Genomic DNA, 18,551 nt, shown 5'->3' with positions numbered 1-18,551 from the left:
CGGCCAGGACGAAGACGACGGCCACCCAGACGGCGGCGAGGGTGAAGCCCAGCGGGGCGACGTAGCGGCTCATGGACGGCTCCGAGTGGCGGCTGGACGGTCCGCGAGCGGGGGCGGACCGCAGGGGGTGGGGACGCGCACACGAAGTCGTGACCGGGCGGCTCCCGGCGACCGTCCGGTGACCGGACGGCGCGGCACGCACCGCGGCGTTGGCCGAGGTGGTGTGGGAGCGGAGCGGGGTCAGCTCGCCAGACTGAGTCGTGGCTCAGCGGGGCTGACCATCGGCCCGGCCACGACTGGGAGGATCGCTATCTCGCACAGCGATCACCTCCTGCAGGTCGGCCCGGTCCGAACGTCGATGATCGTACACCTGAGCCGCTCTCGGCACGCACTCGGCCGACCGGTCCGCGAGCGCTCCACCGCGCGGTCGGCCCGGCCCGGGCGGACGCGGCGTCGAGCCGCTCCCGCGCCCGCCGCGCACCACCGTGACCAGCACCGTGGCGAGCAGCGGCAACCAGCAGAACCGGGCCAGCACCCACCCGGGGCCGTCCGGCGTCGTGTGCAGTCCGGGCAGGTCCAGGCCAGCCCGGGCGGTGAGCGCGGTCACCGCGACCAGCACCGGCTGGTGCCACAGGTAGATCCGCACGGCGTCGCTGTTCACCGCGGCCACCGCCCGGCCCGCGAGCGGCCGGTCCAGCAGCCGTTCCCACCCGGCGCGGGCCAGCAGACCCAGCCCGACCTGGGTGACCGCCAGCGCCACGGCCAGCAGCGAGGGCGGGTTCAGGTTGGACACGCCGGCACCGGGCACGCCGACCGCGCTGATCGGATAGCCCACCGCCACCAGCACGGCCAGCGTCACGGCCCCGCCACCGGCGAGCAGTCCCGCCGCCCGCCGGCCGGCCAGCCGTCCGTCGGCGTACGCGACGCCGAGCAGGTACGGCACCGACCAGGCCGCCACCACACTGACCGGCGGCACGGTGACGCCGTCGGGCAGCAGGCGGACCGCGAGGTCGCTCGCCGCCACCACGGCCACCGCCGGCAGCGCGCAGCGCAGAACTCCCCATCGGCGTACGGCCGCGCGCAGCGGGCCGCTCAAAACGACCAGGAGCAGCAGCGGCGCCAGGAACCAGAGCGGGCTGGTCGCGAGGTGGAGCCCGACGGCGAGTGTGTCGTCCGGCGCGCCCGCCACGGTGGCGGCCAGCAGCACGGCGGCCCCGGTGCCCAGCAGCGCCACCGTGGGCAGCAGCAACCGACGCGAACGGCGGGCCAGCCAGCCGCCCGAGGTGCCCCGGTGACGGGCCAACGACCGGGCCGAACCGAAGCCGGCGGCGAAGAAGAACAGGCCGAGCGTCTGCAACACCCAGGTGACCGGGGCAAGGGCGGGCAGCGCGGTCAGCGGACTGGCCTGACGCAGCCCGCCGTCACCGGTCAGCACCAGCCCGGTGACCAGCCAGTGTCCGAGCACCACCCCGCCGATCGCGTACGCCCGCAGCGCATCGACCGTGCGGTCGCGGCTCATCGGGCGTCCTCGACCGGACCGGCGCCCCGCACGACCGCCGCGACCGCGATCAGGGTGGCGGTGCCCGTGGTGAGGTAGTCGTCGTGCCCGGACACCCCGTCCACCGGCAGCGGGCGGGCCCCGAACGCCGGATCGCCGGGGCGACGCCCGTACCCGAGGCCGGCGAGCCGCACGGGCGGCACCCGGCGAATCCAGTCGGACGGCGCCTCGGCCGCCCAGAACCGCAGTCCGGCGCGCAGATCGTCGGCGCGCGGCACACCTGCGCCGACGCCACCGAGGCTGACCACGTCGGTGACCTGCGCCGGGGCGTGCGCCGCCGCCAGCGCCGCCACCAGGGCCCCGTAGCTGTGCCCGATCAGCGTGATCGTCGCGGCCGGACGGCGCGCGACCAGCTCCCGCAGCAGCCGGGCCAGTCCGGTCGCTCCACGCCGGGCGTCGGCGTCGCTGGCCGCGCCCACCAACCCGTCGGGCGGGTCGTAGCCGAGCCAGGCCAGCACGGCCACCCGCGCCGTGGGGTCGCTCGACCGGACCTGCCCGTACAGCTGCCCCGCCTGCACCGACGGCGCCCGCCGCGGCACCCCGCCCAGTCCGCGGTCGAAGTCGGCGAGCGTGCTGCCCACCCCCGGCACGAGCACCGCGATCCGGTCGGCGCCCGCCAGGTCGCCGAGGACCTCCACCGCCCGCCCGTCGCCGCGCGGGTCGAAGGCCAGGAAACGGCGTCCGTCCGCCGCCCAGTCCGCGTACGGGGGGCCGGCCGCGCGCATCGCCGCCGCCGTGCCGGGGTACGCCTCGACGAACCCCACCTCGGTGACCGGCTCCGGTGGGCCGGGCAGGACCAGGCCCGCCCCGAGCAACGCGCTCAGAGCGACACGTGTGACACCTCGTCGTCGCACCACGTTCTCCCTCCCGAATGACGTCCGGAAGGGGAGAGTGCGGGGGCGAACGGGTCGCGGTCGTCGTACCGGGGAGCTGTCTCCCGGGTGGCCCCGAGGCGCTACTCGCCGGCGGCGACCAGACCCGTCTCGTACGCCAGCACCACGGCCTGGGCGCGGTCGCGCAGGCCGAGCTTGGCCAGGATGCGCCCGACGTGCGTCTTCACGGTCTGCTCCGCCACCACCAGGTCAGCGGCGATCTCCGCGTTGTTGCGGCCCCGGGCGATCAGCCGCAGCACCTCGGTCTCGCGCGGGGTCAGCCCGGCCAGGTCGGTGGGGCGGGGCCGGCGACGGTCCGGGCGGGCCGCGAACTCGGCGATCAGTCGACGGGTCACCGCCGGGGCGAGCAGCGCGTCCCCGGCGGCCACCACCCGCACCGCCTGCACCAGGTCGGCCGCGGGCGCGTCCTTGAGCAGGAAGCCGCTCGCGCCGGCGCGCAGCGCCTCGTACACGTAGTCGTCCAGGTCGAACGTCGTGAGGATGAGCACCCGGGGGCGCTGCGCCGAGCGGTCGCCCAACAGTTGACGGGTGGCGGCCAGCCCGTCCAGGACCGGCATCCGCACGTCCATCAGCACCACGTCCGGGTCGAGCCGACGGGCGGCGGCGACCCCCTGCGCGCCGTCGGCGGCGTCGCCCACCACCAGCAGGTCGGGCTGGGCGGCGAGCAGTGCGCCGAAGCCCTGCCGGACCATCGCCTGGTCGTCGACGATCAGCACCTTGATCATGTGTCCAGGCTCCCCACCTCGTACGGCAGTTCGGCCGCCACCGCGTACCCGCCCTCGGGTAGCGGCCCGGCGGTGAACGTACCGCCGAGCGAGGTGGCGCGCTCCCGCATGCCGGTCAACCCGTGCCCCGCCCCGCCGTCGGCGGTCGGTGGGGCACCGCGCGGAAAGGCGGTCGGCGGGGCGTCGGGCGGGGAGTTGTCGACGCGTACTTCCAGAGCGGACGGACCGGAGCGGACGGTGACGCGCACCGCGGCGCCGGGCGCGTGCCGGGCCGCGTTCGCCAGGCCCTCCTGGACGATGCGGTACGCGGCCAGCCCGACCGGCGCGGGTACCGGACCCGGCGGCTCGGCGTCCAGGGTCACGGCCAGCCCGGCGCGACGGGCCGCGTCCACCATCGCGCCCAGGTCGGCCAGGTCGGGCTGCGGAGCGGTCTGCGGCCCGCTGGCCTCGCTGCGCAGCACCCCCAACAGCCGCCGCATGTCGGTCAGCGCGTCGCGGGCCGAGCCGGCGATGGCGACGAACTCGGCGGCGGCCGGGGCGGGCACGTCGTCGAGGCGGTACGGCGCGGTCTCGGCCTGCACGGCGATCAGCGACATGTGGTGCGCGACCACGTCGTGCAGCTCACGGGCGATCCGGGTGCGTTCCTCCAGCACCGCGCGGCGCTCCTGCTCCCGCTCGCTCAGCTCGGTCTGCGCGGCCAGGGCGCGCCGCGACAGCCGGTTGTGACGGACCAGGTCGCCGACGATCGCCAGCGCACCGAGCAGCAGCAGGACAGGCACCCGGTTGTCGGGGTGGACCAGAGCGAGCACCGGCACCGTGCTGATCGTCACCACCCAGACCAGCACCGGCCGGTCGACCCGCGCGACGACGACCGCCAGCACCGCGACCGACCCGAGCGCCAGCGGTGGGGTCCACGGCCAGGACCGGTCGGCCGGCGCGTTGAACGTGCAGATCAGCAGGGCCAACACCGTCAGCCGCCACGCCAGCAACGGACGCCGGGGCAGCACCAGCAGCGGCACCACAGTCATCGCCGCGAACAGCAGCGCGACCGGCAGCGGCAGGCCCCACTCGCTCTCCACGCTCAGCGTGATCAAAAAGAGGCCGAGCGCGGCGAGCAGCCCCACCGGGGTGACGTAGCGGGCCAGCCAGGGCCAACGGGCCAGCAACGGTCGACCGGCCGGGGCGTCCCGCCCCCACAGGGTCTGCCCCAGCGCCCCCAGGGCCACGGCGATCGGTTGCCGGTTCACCATCCGGAGGCTACGGGCCGAGGGCGCCACGAGGCGTGCCCCCGCAGGTTGATCCCCACGTCGTACCTGGGTGGGACGCGACACCCGTTAGCGCTTACTTGCGGGTAACGCCTAGGCTCCGACGCGTCCATGCTGAGCAGTCGCAAGGAGGAACCGTGGCCCGTACCGTGCTGGTGACCGGCGGCAACCGGGGAATCGGCCTGGCCATCGCGCAGGCCTTCGCCAAGCAGGGCGACCGGGTGGCGGTCACCCACCGCAGTGGCGAGGCCCCCGAAGGGCTGTTCGGCGTACGCGCCGACGTCACCGACGCGGCCTCGATCGACGCCGCGTTCACCGCTGTCGAGGCCGAGCTGGGCCCGGTCGAGGTGGTGGTCGCCAACGCCGGCATGACCGACGACACGCTGCTGCTGCGGATGTCCGAGGAGCAGTTCACCAACGTGGTGGACACCAACCTCACCGGCGCGTTCCGGGTCGCCAAGCGCGCCTCGGGCAAGATGCTGCGGGCCAAGTGGGGCCGCATGATCTTCATCTCCTCGGTGGTGGGCCTCTCCGGCGGTGCCGGGCAGGTCAACTACGCCGCCAGCAAGGCCGGCCTGGTCGGCGTCGCCCGCTCGGTCACCCGCGAGTTGGGCAGCCGCAACATCACCGCGAACGTGGTGGCGCCCGGCTTCATCGACACCGACATGACCGCCGGCCTGTCCGACGACCGCAAGGCGGAGATCCGCAAGTCCATCCCGGCCGGCCGGATGGCCAGCCCGGACGAGGTGGCCGCCGTGGTCACCTGGCTGGCCTCGGACGGCGCCGGGTACGTCTCCGGGGCCGTGATCCCGGTCGACGGCGGCCTCGGCATGGGCCACTGACCTTCTCTGACTACGGAGGAAACCCTGCATGTCCGGACTGCTCGCCGGTAAGCGGCTGCTCGTCACCGGTGTCATCACCGACGCCTCGATCGCCTTCTCGGTGGCGAAACTCGCCCAGGAGAACGGCGCTCAGGTCGTGCTCACCGGCTTCGGCCGGCTCTCCCTGGTCGAGCGGATCGCCAAGCGGCTGCCCGAGCCCGCGCCGGTGATCGAGGTCGACGTGACCAACGCCGAGCACCTGGCCAGCCTCGCCGACCGGGTCCGCGAGCACGTCGACGGGCTCGACGGTGTGGTGCACTCGATCGGCTTCGCCCCGCAGAGCTGCCTCGGCGGTGGCTTCCTCGACGCGCCGTGGGAGGACGTGGCGACCGCCCTGCACGTGTCGACCTACTCGTACAAGTCCCTCGCGATGGCGGCGCTGCCGCTGATGTCGTCCGGCGGCGCGGTGGTCGGTCTGACCTTCGACGCCACCAAGGCGTGGCCGGTCTACGACTGGATGGGCGTCGCCAAGGCCGGCCTGGAGTCCGCCTCCCGCTACCTGGCCCTGCACCTGGGCAAGCAGGGCATCCGCAGCAACCTGGTCGCCGCCGGGCCGCTGCGCACCATCGCCGCCAAGTCGATCCCCGGCTTCGACCAGTTCGAGACCGCCTGGAGCGAGCGCGCCCCGCTCGGCTGGGACCTCACCGACCAGGAGCCCGCCGCGCGGGCCTGCCTGGCGCTGCTGTCCGACTGGTTCCCGGCCACGACCGGCGAGATCGTGCACGTCGACGGCGGCTACCACGCCATCGGCGCCTGACCCTGCCACGACGACGCCCCCGGCCCCCGGACGCGTGACCCACGCGTCCGGAGCAGGGGGCGTCGCCGGGCCGTCGGGGGCGAGGTACCAGAATGACCCCCATGGCGTACGACGCGGTGGTGCTGGTGTCCTTCGGTGGGCCCGAACGGCCCGAGGACGTGATGCCGTTCCTGCAGAACGTGACCCGTGGCCGGGGGGTGCCACCCGAGCGGCTCGCCGAGGTCGCCGAGCACTACCAGCACTTCGGCGGGGTGTCCCCGATCAACCAGCAGTGCCGTGACCTGCTCGCCGCCGTCCGCGCCGACTTCGCCGCGCACGGTGTCGACCTGCCCGTCTACTGGGGCAACCGCAACTGGGACCCGATGCTCGCCGACACCGTCAGCCAGATGCGCGACGACGGCGTGACCCGCGCGCTGGCGTTCGTCACCAGCGCGTACGGCGGCTACTCGTCCTGCCGGCAGTACCAGGAGGACATCGCCGCCGCCCGCGCCGCCGTCGGGCCCGACGCGCCGGTGATCGAGAAGCTGCGGCAGTTCTGGGACCACCCCGGGTTCGTCGAGCCCCACGTCGACGCGGTCCGGGCCGCCCTCGCCCAGCTCGACCCCGCGAAGCGGGCCACCACCCGACTGGTGTTCACCGCACACTCCATCCCCACCTCGATGGCGGCCAACGCCGGCCCGCACGGGGGCCGCTACGAAGCGCAGCTCCGCGAGACCGCCCGCCTGGTGGCCGCGGCCGCCGCCCCCGACCTGGCGTACGACCTGGTGTGGCAGAGCCGGTCCGGCCCACCGCACGTGCCGTGGCTGGAGCCCGACATCAACGACCACCTCAACGCGCTCGCCGAGGACGGCGTCACCGGCGTGGTGGTCAGCCCGATCGGGTTCGTCTCGGACCACCTGGAAGTCGTGTGGGACCTGGACACCGAGGCTCTGGAGACCGCCAAGCAGCTCGGCCTCGACTTCGTCCGGGCCGGCACCCCGGGCACCGACGCGCGCTTCGTGACCATGGTCCGGGAGTTGGTCACCGAGCGCACCGATCCGGACGGCGCGCAGCTGCGCCGGCGCCTCGGGGACCTGCCCAGGTGGGACACCTGTCCCACCGTCTGCTGTGTACCGACCCGCCGACCGACGCCTGCTGGGGGCCCCGATGCATGACCGCAAGCCTGTGCAGAGCTGGCTCACCGACATGGACGGCGTGCTGGTGCACGAGGGCCAGCCGGTGCCCGGAGCGCCGGAGTTCGTCAACCGGCTGCGCGCCTCCGGCAAGCCGTTCCTGGTGCTGACTAACAACTCGATCTACACCCCGCGCGACCTGACGGCCCGGTTGAGCCGGATGGGGCTGGACGTGCCGGAGGAGTCGATCTGGTCCTCGGCGCTGGCCACCGGTCAGTTCCTCGCCGACCAGCGGCCGGGCGGCACCGCGTACGTCATCGGCGAGGCCGGGTTGACCACGGCGCTGCACGCCGTCGGGTACGTGCTCACCGACTTCGCCCCGGACTACGTGGTGCTCGGTGAGACCCGCACCTACAGCTTCGAGGCGATCACCAAGGCGATCCGGCTGATCAACGACGGGGCCCGGTTCATCTGCACCAACCCGGACGTGACCGGCCCGTCCGTCGAGGGGGCGTTGCCGGCCGCCGGCTCGGTGGCCGCCATGATCTCCAAGGCGACCGGGGTGGAGCCGTACTTCGTCGGCAAGCCCAACCCGATGATGATGCGGTCGGCGCTGAACACGATCAACGCGCACTCGGAGACCACCGCGATGATCGGCGACCGGATGGACACCGACGTCCTCTGCGGTCTGGAGGCCGGGCTGGAGACCATCCTGGTGCTCACCGGCATCAGCAGCCGTACCGAGGCCGAGCGCTACCCGTACCGCCCGTCCCGCATCGTCAACTCCGTCGCCGACCTGATCGACGAGGTGTAACCCGCCTGCTCTCGTCGATCTTGCACTTACTGTTGCCGCTATGGGGCGTTACGCCCTTTAGGTCGCAGCAGAAAGTGCAAGATCAGTGCGGTGTCGGGGGTGTGGCGTCTCAGCGCGGGGCACGGGGGTGGGGTGTTGTCAGGGGCGTAGAGGGGCGTTGCAGGCGGCTACCAGGGCCTGGCGGCAGGCTGCGGTGAGCGGGCGGAGCGCGGCGTCGCGCTGCTGGGCCTCGTAGTTGTTGATGGCGCCGCCCGGGGCGGCGTGCCCGGCCAACGCCAGCACCCGATCGAGCACCGCAGCCCGGGCGAACAGCCGGCGGGCCCGCGGGTCGAATCCCGGTGGCAGGTCGGTGGTGCCGTCCGGGCGGCGCAGCGCGGCCAGCGCGCCGGCCAGCTCGGGCCGCCACTGGGCCACGTCGAGCCGGGTCAGCACGGCGGTCGTCTCGGCCAGCGCGGCGGCCAACTCGGCCTCGGCCTCGGCGGCCCCGGGCAGCGACAGCGAGGCGGCCGGCGCGTCGGCCGGCAGCGGGTAGACCCGCCACAGCACCGTCTCGAAACAGTCCCCGGAGCCGGAGGTGTGGCTGCGTACCTGCGGGATCAGGCCCAGCCCACCGGCCACCACCGCCTCGCCCGCCACCAGTGCCGCTCCGGCGAAGTCCCCGGGACCGGGCAGACCCCGTGGGTCACCCGGCGCGGGCAGCACCAGCCGGATCTCGTCGGGCGACAGCTTGGCCAGGGTGGGCAGCGCGGCACCCAGCGGGACGTCGGTCCAGGTGCCCGGGGCGTCCGCGACGAGATGTTCCTCGTCGCCGGCGATGGCGTCGGCGACCTCGTCGTACGGCACCAACCCAGCGCGCCACGCGCGCACCCAGGCAACGAACCGGCTCGACCGGCGCGGCGCAAGCGTGGCCGCGCCGGTTGCGGGGGTGGACATGCCGAAAGGGTACGTGGTGATCGGTGGCCCTGTCTCGGCTGCCGCTCCGGCCGCCCTCCCTGCCCCGAACTGCCCCCTTCGCCCCGTCCCATGCCGCCCTGCCCCACCTGCCACGCCCCGCCCCCGGGTCCCGCCCCTCATTGCGTCGATCATGGAGTTGTGGTGCCTGATTGCTGGCGGTTGGTAGCGCTTCGTGCACCACCACAACTCCATGATCGACGCGGCGGGGCGGGGCGCGACGCGATGCGTGGGGTGGGGTGGGAGCGGGCGGTGGCGGTGTGTCGCGGGGAGGGGGTGAGGGGAGGGCGGGTTAGCGTGATCTACATGGCGGGGCGATACGGCGAGGACGTGCTGGCGGGGGACTGGCGGCGGCGGAAGGTCACCCCCGAGGTGGACGCCGAAGCGGATCTCGTGGTGGAGGACGCCGACTCCGGCTTCTGCGGAGCCGTGGTGGGTTTCGAGGCCGGCGCGGTGGTGTTGGAGGACCGGCACGGCAAACGGCGCAACTTCCCGCTGCTGCCGGCGGCGTTCCTGCTCGACGGCCGCCCGGTGACGTTGCGCCGCCCGACCCGCGCTGCGGTACCGGCGGCCCGCCGGCGGACCGCGTCCGGTTCGGTGGCGGTGGACAACGTCCGCGCCCAGGTCGCCAAGGCCAGCCGGATCTGGGTCGAGGGCATCCACGACGCCGCGCTGGTCGAGCGCATCTGGGGCGACGACCTGCGGATCGAGGGTGTGGTCGTGGAGCCACTGGACGGCATCGACGACCTGGACGCGGCGGTGCGGGACTTCGCCCCCGGTCCGACCCGACGGCTGGGCGTGCTCGTCGACCACCTGGTGCCGGGCAGCAAGGAGAGCCGCATCGTGGCCCGGGTGACCTCGCCGTACGTGCTGGTGACCGGGCATCCGTACGTCGACGTGTGGCAGGCGGTGAAGCCGGCGGCACTGGGCATCGCGGCCTGGCCGGTGGTGCCCCCGGGGCGGCCGTGGAAGGAGGGCGTCTGCGCGGCTCTCGGGGTGGCGGAGCCGGCCGACATGTGGCGGCACATCCTGTCCCGGGTGAACAGCTTCGCCGACGTCGAGACTCCGTTGATCAACGCCATGGAGCGTCTGATCGACTTCGTCACCGAGCCGGCCTGACCGCCTGGTCCGCCGTGACCGCCCACCCGGCGTCCAAGGCCGGGCGGCGGGTCAGGGGGCCTCGTCCGGGCTACGCGTGAAGACGAACGTGGCGATGTCGATCGCCGTCGCCCGTCCGTCGTCGTCGCGCAGCACCGACAGGATCTCGCCGTTCTCCGGGCCGGAGCGTCCCCTCCAGCGGTCCGTCCCCTCGGCGGTGAACCGGCTCACCCGCTCGCCGCGTACGTGAGCCACCAGCTCACCCGCGTCCCAGCTCAGGTCCAGCGAGGTGCCCATCCACCACCAGCGACCGGTCAGCTCGGCCACCTCGGCGGCGGGCGCGGTGGTGGCCGGCCGCCACGGCTGGCCGAACGCCGGCTCGGCGTCCAGCACGCTCGTCAACAGCCGGCGGCCGAGTGCGGTGATCGGGAAGCCGTACGAGTTGGCGAAGCCGACCACGGCGGTACGGCTGGGCCGGTGCACCACGAGGGCGGCCACGTACCCGGGCATCGAGCCGCCGTGCCCGACGTACACGCGCTCGCCCTCGCGGTAGAGCTCCAGCCCCAGGCCGTGCCCGCCGGTCCACGAGTCGAGGTCGCTGATCACCACGGGGGCGCACATCTCGGTCAGCGTCTCGGCGGCCAGCACCGACGGGTCGGGTTCGGCCAGGAACGCGGCCCAGCGGCCCAGGTCCTCGATCGTCGACCAGAGCTGTCCGGCCGGGGCCATCGCGCCGGTGTCGGTGCGCGGCTCCTCCCGCAACGTGTGGTGCCAGGGGTGGACGACGTAGCCGCGGGCGTACGGCTCGGTGGCCGCGTAGGTGGTCCGGCGCAGGCCCAGCGGGGTGAGGATCCGCTGGTCGAGCAGGTCTGCCCAGGGCGTCCCGGTGAGTCGTTCGAGCACCCCGCCGAGCAGCCCGTACGCCAGGTTGGAGTAGTGGTACGTGGTGTGCGGGGAGTAAGCGATCTTGTCGGCGGTGACCCCGGCGAGCAGGGTCGGTAGGTCCACGCCTTCGTTCCGCTCCCACCAGTCGCCCTCGGGTTCGCGTTGGATCCCGCTGGCGTGCCCGAGGAGTTGGCGCAGGGTGAGCGCGCCGAGGCCGGTGCCCGGCAGGTGCTGCTCCAGCCGGTCGTCGAGAGCCAGTCGGCCGGCGTCGCGCAACTGCATGATCAGGGTGGCGGTCATCGTCTTGCTGATCGAGCCGACCCGGTACTGCAGGTCGACGTCCGGGCGGGGGTGTTCGCCGGCGACGGCCAGGTGCGCCAGCGCGCCGTCGCGGACCACGCCCAGCACCAGCGACGGGACGTGGCCGTCGGCCTGCGCCTGGGCGACCCGCGCGTCGATCTGTCGGGCGGTCTCGGGTAGCAGGGTCAACGCATCTCCTCGGGTCGGGCCGCCGCCGGATGGGCCTCGCCGAGCCTACTGATCTTCGCGGGGAGGCCGCGCGAGCATTTGCGTGTCACGATCGTGGTGTGGACGCCATGGTGTGGATCGTTCTGGGTGTGGTGCTGGCGGTCGCCGAGATCTTCACGACGACCCTCTTCCTGATCATGTTCGGGGCCGGGGCGTTCGCCGCCGCGGGTGCTGCGGCCCTGGGTGCGCCGGTCGCCGTGCAGGCGCTGGTCTTCGCGGTGGTGTCCGCGCTGAGCCTGGTCGTGGTCCGACCGGTGATCAAGCGGCACGGCCGGTCCGCGCTGGAGAGCGGCGAACAGCCGTTCGGCGTGGAGGCGATCGAGGGCTCCACGGCGCTGGTGCTGGAGCGGGTGGACGCCGACCACGGGCTCGTCAAGATCGACGGGGAGTTGTGGAGCGCCCGGCCGTACGACACGACGCAGACTTTCGAGCCCGGCCAACGGGTTCGGGTGATAAAGGTCCGGGGCGCGACCGCCCTGGTCTGGCAGGACGACGTTTCTTCCGCCGGCGAGCTGCCGGAAGCGAGAGGGTGAACGGGATGACCTTAATCGGGGTGGTGGTGATCGCGGTGGCGCTGATCGCCGTGATAACGCTGGCCAAGGCGGTGCGGATCGTGCCGCAGCAGCGCCATGACGTGGTGGAACGGCTCGGCAAGTACAAGCGCACCCTCAGCCCCGGCCTCAACCTGCTGGTGCCGTTCATCGACGCGGTCCGTACCAAGGTCGACATGCGCGAGCAGGTGGTCAGCTTCCCGCCGCAGCCGGTGATCACCTCGGACAACCTGGTGGTCTCGATCGACACGGTCCTCTACTTCAAGGTGGTCGACCCGGTCCGGGCGACGTACGAGATCTCCAGCTTCCTCCAGGCCATCGAGCAGCTGACGGTGACCACGCTGCGCAACGTGATCGGCTCGCTCGACCTGGAGCGGGCGCTGACCAGCCGCGACGAGATCAACCGGCACCTCTCCGGGGTCCTGGACGAGACGACCGGCCGCTGGGGCATCAAGGTGACCCGGGTCGAGATCAAGGCGATCGAGCCGCCGGCCAGCATCCGCGACTCGATGGAGAAGCAGATGCGCGCCGAGCGGGACCGTCGCGCCGCGATCCTCACGGCCGAGGGGCACAAGCAGTCGCAGATCCTCACCGCCGAGGGTGAGAAGCAGTCCGCGGTGCTGCGGGCCGACGGTGACCGGCAGGCCCGGATCCTGCAGGCCGAGGGCCAGGCCAAGGCGATCCGGACGGTGTTCGACGCGATCCACCAGGCGAACCCGAGCCAGAAGGTCCTCGCCTACCAGTACCTGCAGGCCCTGCCGCAGATCGCCCAGGGCAGCGCCAACAAGGTCTGGATCGTGCCGGCCGAGCTGACCAAGGCGCTGGAGGGCATGGGCGGCGCACTCGGTGGGCTGAGCCAGATGGTGGGGGACGTGCCCGCTCCGGAGGCCGCCGACCACGCGAGCCAGGTCGAGCGCGAGGCCGCGGCGGCGGCGCAGGCTGCCGCCGACGCCGCCCAGCAGATCCACGACGAGGTACGCGTCGCCGAGGCGCAGGCCACCGGCGGCAACAAGCCGCAGGGCCTGCCCGCGCCGGAGCCGGTCACCCCGGACAGTCTGGTCAACGACCCGACGGACCAGCGCGAGCGCGGCTGACGCCGAAGGACGGCCGCCTGGCCGGGTAAATACGAGAAAGGCTCATGGGGCGCTCCGACGCCTGCCACGATCGGTCCTAGGACGGGTGGTGACCAGGCAATCGGGGCGCCCCGGCGCGTCTCGCACCGCTCGTGGACGAGCGAGGTGACGCATGAAGGATCCGGCGAATCGGATGTGGTCCTCGGCCCCCGTACCCGGCGCGCACGATCCGGTCGCGCCGCTGGGCTCCCGGCGCAGTGGCGGTGGCTTCGGCGTACTGCCATTCGTCGGCGAGCCCACTCCGCTCGCCCCCGCCACGAACGCCAGTTGGGCCTGGTCGGTACGCCGGTTCGCCCGGGCCGCGGTGTGGCTGCTGCCCGCGTACGCCATCCTCTACGGCGCGGTGGCGATGGCCAGCGACGGCGGGGTGGGCAACGACCCGTATCCGGCGGACGGCCAGGCGGTGTACCTGATCGGCTGGGTGGCGGCGGTCTGGCTCGGCCTGCTCGCGCTGCTGGCCCTCACCGGCCTGCTGGCCGCGACCCGCAGCCGCCGGGTGGCCGCCGCCGGGCTGCTGGTCAGCATCGCCGGCACGGTGCTGATGCTGCCGTTCGCCGGCTTCGAGGAGCAGACGCCGGTCTTCGGCACCACCGCGCGGTCGCTGGTCCTGCTCGGCGCGACGTTCTACAGCGTGGGGTGGTTCCTCACCGGGTGGGCGGTGGCCCGCTCGGGCACCTTCAGCCTCGGCGACGGGGTCATGCTGATCATCGCCGCGCCGCTGCTCGGCCTCGGCGGCGCCCTGATCGGGTCGCTCCAGACCTTCGGCGCGATCTTCGTGTTGATCGCCGGCATCGGCATCGGCTACCGCAGCGGCCGCCTGATGCCCCGCCAAACCGCCGACGACGCGGCCAACGCCAGCCTCTCCACCCCCCCAACCTCCTGACCCGCCCCGGTCCCGCCCGCCGACGCCGCGCCGGTGCCGTTGATCATGAAGTTATTGCGCTCTGCCTCGGCGTGTCGTGGCAACAACTTCATGATCGACGCAGTCTGGCGCGTGCGAGGGGGCTGGTGGGAGGCCGTGAAGTTGCTGACAATTGGGCTTCGGGGGTGGTCGGTTGGCGTTATTTGTGGCAATCCTGGGTTGCATGGCCGCCCCCCGCTCGCCGCTGTCGCGGCTGTTCACCGTGCTGCTCACCGGTCTGCTGGCCGGGTTGGTCCTGGCCGCCGCGGCGCTGCCGGGCAATCTGCTGGTCGGGTTCACCGCGCGTGCCGCGCTCAGCTCGTACGCCGCGCTGCCCGACGCGCTGCGCACCCCGGCGACGCCGCAGCGCTCCTACCTCTACGCCAACGACGGCAAGACGCTGCTCACCACGTTCTACGACGTGAACCGGACGGACGTGGCGTTGGCGGACGTCGCCCCGGTGATGCGGCAGGCGATCGTGGCGGCCGAGGACCGGCGGTTCTACGACCACGGTGGCGCGGACCTGCGCGGCCTGGCCCGGGCGCTGGTCGCCAACGTCAAGGGCGGTGGCACCGAGCAGGGCGGCTCGACGCTGACCATGCAGTACGTCCGTAACGTCCTCAAGACCGACCCCACCCGCACCGCCGAGGAGCGGGCCGCCGCCACCGACCCCACCGTCGGTCGGAAGATCCAGGAGATCCGGTACGCGGGCGCGCTGGACAAGAGCCTCGGCAAGGACGAGATCCTGGGCCGGTACCTGAACATCGCCTACTTCGGCTCCGGCGCGTACGGGATCGCGGCGGCCAGCCAGCGCTACTTCGGCAAGGCACCGACGCAGTTGACCCTCGCCGAGTCGGCCCTGCTCGCCGGTCTGGTGCAGTCCCCGGACGCGTACAGCCCGATCAGCGGCGACAAGGACCAGGCCCTCGCCCGCCGGTCGTACGTGCTGGACTCGATGGTCGCCACCGGGGCGATCACCGCCGCGCAGGCCGCGCAGGCCAAGGCCGAGCCGCTGGCGCTGCACCCCACCGCGCAGCCCAACGGCTGCACCGCCGTCGCCCAGGGCCACGACGACTGGGGCTACTTCTGCGACTACCTGCGCCAGTGGTGGCTGACCCAGCCGGCCTTCGGGGCCACCCCCGCCGAGCGCGAGCAGGCCCTGCGCGCGGGCGGCTACACCGTCGTCTCGTCGCTCGACCCGAAGATCCAGGCCACCGCGCAGCAGCAGGCCACCAAGGTCTACGGGTACGACAACAAGCGGGCCCTGCCGATCGCGGCCGTCCAGCCCGGCACGGGTCGGGTGCTCGCCATGGCGGTCAACCGGCACTACAGCCTCGCCGACAATCCGGCCGGGCAGGCCAACTACCCCAACACGGTCAACCCGCTGATCTCCGGTGGGGCCAGCGTCGACGGGTACCAGGCGGGTTCGACGTTCAAGCTGTTCACCATGCTCGCCGCGCTGGAATCGGGCCGTACCCTCTCCACCGGGTTCGACGCCCCGGCCAAGCTGCCCACCCGGTACCCGGCCGAGGGGCCGGGCAGTTGTGACGGCAAGTGGTGCCCGGCGAACGCCAACCCGGCGTGGATGGACGGGTACCGGATGATGTGGGACGGCTTCGGCCGTTCGGTGAACACCTACTTCGTGTGGCTGGCCGAGCAGGTGGGCCAGGACAAGGTGGTCGAAATGGCGCAGCGGCTCGGCATCACGTTCCGCGCCGACACCGACGCCGCCTTCGCCAAGAACAACGCCGCGAACTGGGGATCGTTCACCCTCGGCGTGGCCGCCACCACCCCCCTCGACCTGGCCAACGCGTACGCCACGGTGGCCGCCGAGGGCACCTACTGCACGCCGGTGCCGGTGGTCTCGGTGACCGACGCGAAGGGCACGAAGGTGCCGGTCGGCGAGCCGTCCTGCAAAAAGGTCCTCGACGCCGACGTGGCGCGCGCCGCGACCGACGCGGCCCGCTGCCCCGTGGGCCAGCAGTCGCCGTACGGGCAGTGCAACGGCGGCACCGCAACCGGTGTGAACGACATCCTCGACGGCCGGCCGGTGGCCGGTAAGACGGGCAGCTCGGAGGAGAACGCCACCGAGACGTTCGTCGGCTTCACCCCGCAGGTGGCCGTCGCGGGCATCGCGGCCAACCCCGACGACCCGGCCGACTCGGTGGGTTCGGCGGTGCAGAGCAAGGTGATCGACGCGGTCGCGCGGGTCATCGCCACCGCCGTGAAGGGCCAGCCGGAGAAGGCGTTCACCGCCCCCAGCAAGGGGTTGGCCGGCGAGCCCCGCCGCCCGGTGGAGCGCCCGGCCGTTCCCGAGCGCCAGCAGCAGCCCACACCGGACCAGGACCCGCTCTCGGCCCTGCAACGTTGGCTGGACCGTCGGGGCTGATCCCGGATCCAGTGGCGGCCCGGCTCGCTTCGAGCCGGGCCGTCGTGCTTTCTCCACACGTCCGCTGGCGGGCGTCGGTCACTCCGAGAGGTCACTGCCGAGCTTGGCGGTGACCTCTCGGAGGCGACGTGACCGGACGCAGCCTCAGTTGTTGGTCGAGGCTGCTGAGATCGCGGCGCGTACCTGCTGGGCGAAACCGGCGACGGTGAAGTCCGGGGCCAGGCTGTCGACCAGGATGATGTCCGAGATCGCATTGTTCATCCGAAGCGGCAGGATGGCCTGGTACTCGGGCGAGTTGTACCACTTCTCGGCGTCGGCGCGGCTGGGGAACTCCATCAGGACGACGGTCCCGGGCCAGGCTCCCTCGACCACGTCCACGTCGCCCTGGGCGAGCCACTTGCCGCCGTACGGGTGCACGGTGGCCTCGACCTGTTCCAGGTACGACAGCCCCGCCTCGTTCGGGATGCCGCCGGGGATGCGCAGGTGGTTGATCAGGTAGGTGCTCATGGGGATCTCCAAGTCCTCGAATTTTGGATGACGCCCATAATCTAACTGGGCCTCGCGGCGACGGCAAGTTTTGGATTAGGGTCGTCCTCTATAGTTGAGGGGTCGACCGGTGAGGGGGGAGCGTGATGGGCAGGACGTCCCGTGCCGAAGCGGCGAGGCACCGCGAGGAAGTGGTGGCCGCCACCTCGAGGCTGCTCCGTGAACGCGGCGCGGCGGGCATGAGCGTGCAGGACCTCATGGGTGCCGCCGGGCTGACCCACGGCGGGTTCTACAAGCACTTCAGCTCGAAGGACGAGTTGTTGGGCATCGCCGCCGCGACGGCCTTCGGCGAACTCCTGGCCCTGCTGGACCAACTCTCCGACGACTCTCCCGACCGGTCGGAAGCGCGGAACGCGCTGCTGCGGCACTACCTGTCACCCGAGCATCGCGACACGCCTGGCACGGGATGTGCCAATACCGCGCTGGCCGCCGACGCCGCCCGGTCACCCGCCGACAGCCCGCTCCGCATGTCGTACGCGGTGGGTGTCCAGGAGACCATCAGGCGATTGACGGACATCGAGGATGGGCCCGAGGCCCGCCGGATGGCGCTCGTCGATCTCGCGACGATGGTCGGTGCGCTCACGCTGGCCCGCGCGACGGGTCAGACACCCCTGTCGGAGGAGATCCTCCAGGCCGCGCGGGAAGCCCTGTCCGGCCCGGTCAGCGCTAGCCGCGACGGGGACGGCGGCTAGCGATCGTCCCGGGGAGGCAACGGCCCCCACGACGCGATGGCGCCTCCCCACCGCAGGGAGGGGAGGCGCCGGCCGAACAGTGTGGAGCGTCGACTACTTCTTGCTCTTCAACTCGTCGAAGTCGACCACCTGGCCCTCCGGTGGCGCCTTCACGTCGTCGAAGGTCGCGCCGAACTCGCTGAACGTGATCTGACCGGCCGTGTCCTGGTCGCCTTCCATCCGGATCGGGTACGGCTCGCCGGTGGTGGCGATGTAGAGGGTGCCGCTCTTGTCGCCGTCGACGAGGCCGATGGTCTTGACGCCGTCGAACTCCTTGGCCTCACCCTTGGTCAGGGTGCCGTCCGGCTTGAGCAGTTCGTCGATGTTGGCGATGTCGAACAGCTGGGAGAAGTCGTCCTTCTTCGACACCTTGGCCCACTTGTCGCCCATCAACTTGACCATCTGGTCCGATGCCTGGGGGCCGACGTTCTTCGTCCAGAACTTCTCGTCCGGCCGGATGTACTGCTGACCGGCCACGGACAGCAGTTCCACTGTGCCCTCGTCGGTGGAGACCCGACCACCCAGGTCACTGCCGGTCACCTTGAAATCGAGGGTCATCTTCTGGCCGTCGTTGTTGACGTCGCCCACCAGGTGGTAGGACTTGGCGTTCTGCACCGCCGCCGTGGCGCGCTGCAGCGCCTCGTTCGGCGCGAGCGCGGCGACGCCGTTGTCGGCGGGTGCCGTGGACTTCGGCTGGTCCCCACCCCCGCCGCCACAGCCGGCGAGCAAGGCCACCGCCACTACGGCGGCGAGGTGTTTCCTGATTGTCGGTGCTCTCATCGTCAGCTCCCTCGTGCCACCCCCCGTGGGTGAGCAGACACGCAGGTACCCAT

The 18,551-nt window shown here is 72.6% G+C and carries 18 protein-coding genes; 10 read left to right on the top strand and 8 right to left on the bottom strand.

The window, feature by feature from the left end; all coding sequences use genetic code 11:
• Positions 1 to 265 precede the first annotated feature (265 nt).
• From ACQP0N_RS22645 to ACQP0N_RS22630, 4 genes are all read right to left on the bottom strand, one after another.
• On the bottom strand, positions 266 to 1,519 hold the full coding sequence (locus ACQP0N_RS22645; protein WP_433113940.1) for an acyltransferase family protein: 1,254 nt from the start codon (positions 1,517 to 1,519) through the stop codon (positions 266 to 268).
• Positions 1,516 to 2,412: an alpha/beta fold hydrolase gene (locus ACQP0N_RS22640; protein WP_433113938.1), complete on the bottom strand. Its 897-nt coding sequence runs from the start codon at positions 2,410 to 2,412 to the stop codon at positions 1,516 to 1,518. The genes ACQP0N_RS22645 and ACQP0N_RS22640 overlap by 4 nt, the downstream gene beginning before the upstream one ends.
• A gap of 101 nt (positions 2,413 to 2,513) precedes the next feature.
• Positions 2,514 to 3,176: a response regulator transcription factor gene (locus ACQP0N_RS22635; protein ID WP_357128104.1), complete on the bottom strand. Its 663-nt coding sequence runs from the start codon at positions 3,174 to 3,176 to the stop codon at positions 2,514 to 2,516.
• The gene (locus tag ACQP0N_RS22630) at positions 3,173 to 4,426 is read right to left on the bottom strand and encodes a sensor histidine kinase (protein ID WP_433113936.1); all 1,254 of its coding nucleotides are present in this window, start codon (positions 4,424 to 4,426) and stop codon (positions 3,173 to 3,175) included. The genes ACQP0N_RS22635 and ACQP0N_RS22630 overlap by 4 nt, the downstream gene beginning before the upstream one ends.
• A gap of 152 nt (positions 4,427 to 4,578) precedes the next feature.
• Here ACQP0N_RS22630 and fabG point away from each other — a divergent pair, with 152 nt between their 5' ends.
• The 4 genes from fabG to ACQP0N_RS22610 all read left to right on the top strand — a co-directional run bounded on the left by fabG (position 4,579) and on the right by ACQP0N_RS22610 (position 8,005).
• On the top strand, positions 4,579 to 5,283 hold the full coding sequence (gene fabG, locus ACQP0N_RS22625; RefSeq protein ID WP_355052725.1) for a 3-oxoacyl-ACP reductase FabG: 705 nt from the start codon (positions 4,579 to 4,581) through the stop codon (positions 5,281 to 5,283).
• 28 nt (positions 5,284 to 5,311) lie between these two features.
• On the top strand, positions 5,312 to 6,079 hold the full coding sequence (gene fabI / locus ACQP0N_RS22620; RefSeq protein ID WP_433113933.1) for an enoyl-ACP reductase FabI: 768 nt from the start codon (positions 5,312 to 5,314) through the stop codon (positions 6,077 to 6,079).
• 101 nt (positions 6,080 to 6,180) lie between these two features.
• On the top strand, positions 6,181 to 7,233 hold the full coding sequence (locus ACQP0N_RS22615) for a ferrochelatase (RefSeq protein WP_433113931.1): 1,053 nt from the start codon (positions 6,181 to 6,183) through the stop codon (positions 7,231 to 7,233).
• The gene (locus tag ACQP0N_RS22610; protein ID WP_355052728.1) at positions 7,226 to 8,005 is read left to right on the top strand and encodes an HAD-IIA family hydrolase; all 780 of its coding nucleotides are present in this window, start codon (positions 7,226 to 7,228) and stop codon (positions 8,003 to 8,005) included. Before ACQP0N_RS22615 ends, ACQP0N_RS22610 begins: the two co-directional genes overlap by 8 nt.
• 138 nt (positions 8,006 to 8,143) lie before the next feature.
• On the opposite strand, the gene ACQP0N_RS22605 is transcribed toward ACQP0N_RS22610, so the two are convergent.
• Positions 8,144 to 8,938 carry a hypothetical protein gene (locus tag ACQP0N_RS22605; protein WP_355052729.1) on the bottom strand — a complete coding sequence of 265 codons (795 nt, stop codon included), beginning with the start codon at positions 8,936 to 8,938 and terminating at the stop codon, positions 8,144 to 8,146.
• Positions 8,939 to 9,262: 324 nt separating this feature from the next.
• Here ACQP0N_RS22605 and ACQP0N_RS22600 point away from each other — a divergent pair, with 324 nt between their 5' ends.
• Entirely contained in the window at positions 9,263 to 10,075 is an 813-nt protein-coding gene (locus tag ACQP0N_RS22600; protein ID WP_433113929.1) for a DUF3097 domain-containing protein, read from the top strand.
• A gap of 51 nt (positions 10,076 to 10,126) precedes the next feature.
• Here ACQP0N_RS22600 and ACQP0N_RS22595 read toward each other — a convergent pair whose 3' ends face one another.
• Complete coding sequence (locus tag ACQP0N_RS22595; RefSeq protein WP_433113927.1) at positions 10,127 to 11,428, bottom strand: serine hydrolase domain-containing protein; 1,302 nt, start codon at positions 11,426 to 11,428, stop codon at positions 10,127 to 10,129.
• Positions 11,429 to 11,526: 98 nt separating this feature from the next.
• Between ACQP0N_RS22595 and ACQP0N_RS22590 the strand changes: the two genes are divergently transcribed.
• From ACQP0N_RS22590 to ACQP0N_RS22575, 4 genes are all read left to right on the top strand, one after another.
• Positions 11,527 to 12,000, top strand: a complete 474-nt coding sequence (locus ACQP0N_RS22590) for an NfeD family protein (protein WP_433113925.1) — start codon at positions 11,527 to 11,529, stop codon at positions 11,998 to 12,000.
• 5 nt (positions 12,001 to 12,005) lie between these two features.
• On the top strand, positions 12,006 to 13,112 hold the full coding sequence (locus ACQP0N_RS22585; protein WP_433113923.1) for an SPFH domain-containing protein: 1,107 nt from the start codon (positions 12,006 to 12,008) through the stop codon (positions 13,110 to 13,112).
• 151 nt (positions 13,113 to 13,263) lie between these two features.
• Positions 13,264 to 14,034 carry a hypothetical protein gene (locus tag ACQP0N_RS22580; RefSeq protein ID WP_433113921.1) on the top strand — a complete coding sequence of 257 codons (771 nt, stop codon included), beginning with the start codon at positions 13,264 to 13,266 and terminating at the stop codon, positions 14,032 to 14,034.
• A 202-nt stretch (positions 14,035 to 14,236) separates the two neighbouring features.
• Positions 14,237 to 16,441 carry a transglycosylase domain-containing protein gene (locus ACQP0N_RS22575; protein ID WP_433113919.1) on the top strand — a complete coding sequence of 735 codons (2,205 nt, stop codon included), beginning with the start codon at positions 14,237 to 14,239 and terminating at the stop codon, positions 16,439 to 16,441.
• 144 nt (positions 16,442 to 16,585) lie between these two features.
• Here ACQP0N_RS22575 and ACQP0N_RS22570 read toward each other — a convergent pair whose 3' ends face one another.
• Positions 16,586 to 16,948: a DUF1330 domain-containing protein gene (locus ACQP0N_RS22570; protein WP_433113917.1), complete on the bottom strand. Its 363-nt coding sequence runs from the start codon at positions 16,946 to 16,948 to the stop codon at positions 16,586 to 16,588.
• Between the two features lie 125 nt (positions 16,949 to 17,073).
• Between ACQP0N_RS22570 and ACQP0N_RS22565 the strand changes: the two genes are divergently transcribed.
• Positions 17,074 to 17,679, top strand: a complete 606-nt coding sequence (locus ACQP0N_RS22565; RefSeq protein ID WP_433113915.1) for a TetR/AcrR family transcriptional regulator — start codon at positions 17,074 to 17,076, stop codon at positions 17,677 to 17,679.
• Positions 17,680 to 17,772: 93 nt separating this feature from the next.
• Here ACQP0N_RS22565 and ACQP0N_RS22560 read toward each other — a convergent pair whose 3' ends face one another.
• The gene (locus ACQP0N_RS22560) at positions 17,773 to 18,498 is read right to left on the bottom strand and encodes a hypothetical protein (protein WP_433113913.1); all 726 of its coding nucleotides are present in this window, start codon (positions 18,496 to 18,498) and stop codon (positions 17,773 to 17,775) included.
• Positions 18,499 to 18,551: the final 53 nt, after the last annotated feature.

Origin of the sequence: Micromonospora sp. CA-246542 (genome assembly GCF_050942905.1) — a bacterium.
GTDB lineage: Bacteria > Actinomycetota > Actinomycetes > Mycobacteriales > Micromonosporaceae > Micromonospora.
This window is presented reverse-complemented; position numbering and strand designations above follow the sequence as displayed.

Bases quoted from the DNA above. Each gene is read 5' to 3' on its own strand.
- ACQP0N_RS22645 (WP_433113940.1), bottom strand. From the start codon at position 1,519: ATGAGCCGCGACCGCACGGTCGATGCGCTGCGGGCGTACGCGATCGGC.
- ACQP0N_RS22635 (WP_357128104.1), bottom strand. From the start codon at position 3,176: ATGATCAAGGTGCTGATCGTCGACGACCAGGCGATGGTCCGGCAGGGC.
- ACQP0N_RS22630 (WP_433113936.1), bottom strand. From the start codon at position 4,426: ATGGTGAACCGGCAACCGATCGCCGTGGCCCTGGGGGCGCTGGGGCAG.
- fabI (WP_433113933.1), top strand. From the start codon at position 5,312: ATGTCCGGACTGCTCGCCGGTAAGCGGCTGCTCGTCACCGGTGTCATC.
- ACQP0N_RS22615 (WP_433113931.1), top strand. From the start codon at position 6,181: ATGGCGTACGACGCGGTGGTGCTGGTGTCCTTCGGTGGGCCCGAACGG.
- ACQP0N_RS22610 (WP_355052728.1), top strand. From the start codon at position 7,226: ATGCATGACCGCAAGCCTGTGCAGAGCTGGCTCACCGACATGGACGGC.
- ACQP0N_RS22605 (WP_355052729.1), bottom strand. From the start codon at position 8,938: ATGTCCACCCCCGCAACCGGCGCGGCCACGCTTGCGCCGCGCCGGTCG.
- ACQP0N_RS22600 (WP_433113929.1), top strand. From the start codon at position 9,263: ATGGCGGGGCGATACGGCGAGGACGTGCTGGCGGGGGACTGGCGGCGG.
- ACQP0N_RS22585 (WP_433113923.1), top strand. From the start codon at position 12,006: ATGACCTTAATCGGGGTGGTGGTGATCGCGGTGGCGCTGATCGCCGTG.
- ACQP0N_RS22580 (WP_433113921.1), top strand. From the start codon at position 13,264: ATGAAGGATCCGGCGAATCGGATGTGGTCCTCGGCCCCCGTACCCGGC.
- ACQP0N_RS22575 (WP_433113919.1), top strand. From the start codon at position 14,237: ATGGCCGCCCCCCGCTCGCCGCTGTCGCGGCTGTTCACCGTGCTGCTC.
- ACQP0N_RS22570 (WP_433113917.1), bottom strand. From the start codon at position 16,948: ATGAGCACCTACCTGATCAACCACCTGCGCATCCCCGGCGGCATCCCG.
- ACQP0N_RS22565 (WP_433113915.1), top strand. From the start codon at position 17,074: ATGGGCAGGACGTCCCGTGCCGAAGCGGCGAGGCACCGCGAGGAAGTG.
- ACQP0N_RS22560 (WP_433113913.1), bottom strand. From the start codon at position 18,498: ATGAGAGCACCGACAATCAGGAAACACCTCGCCGCCGTAGTGGCGGTG.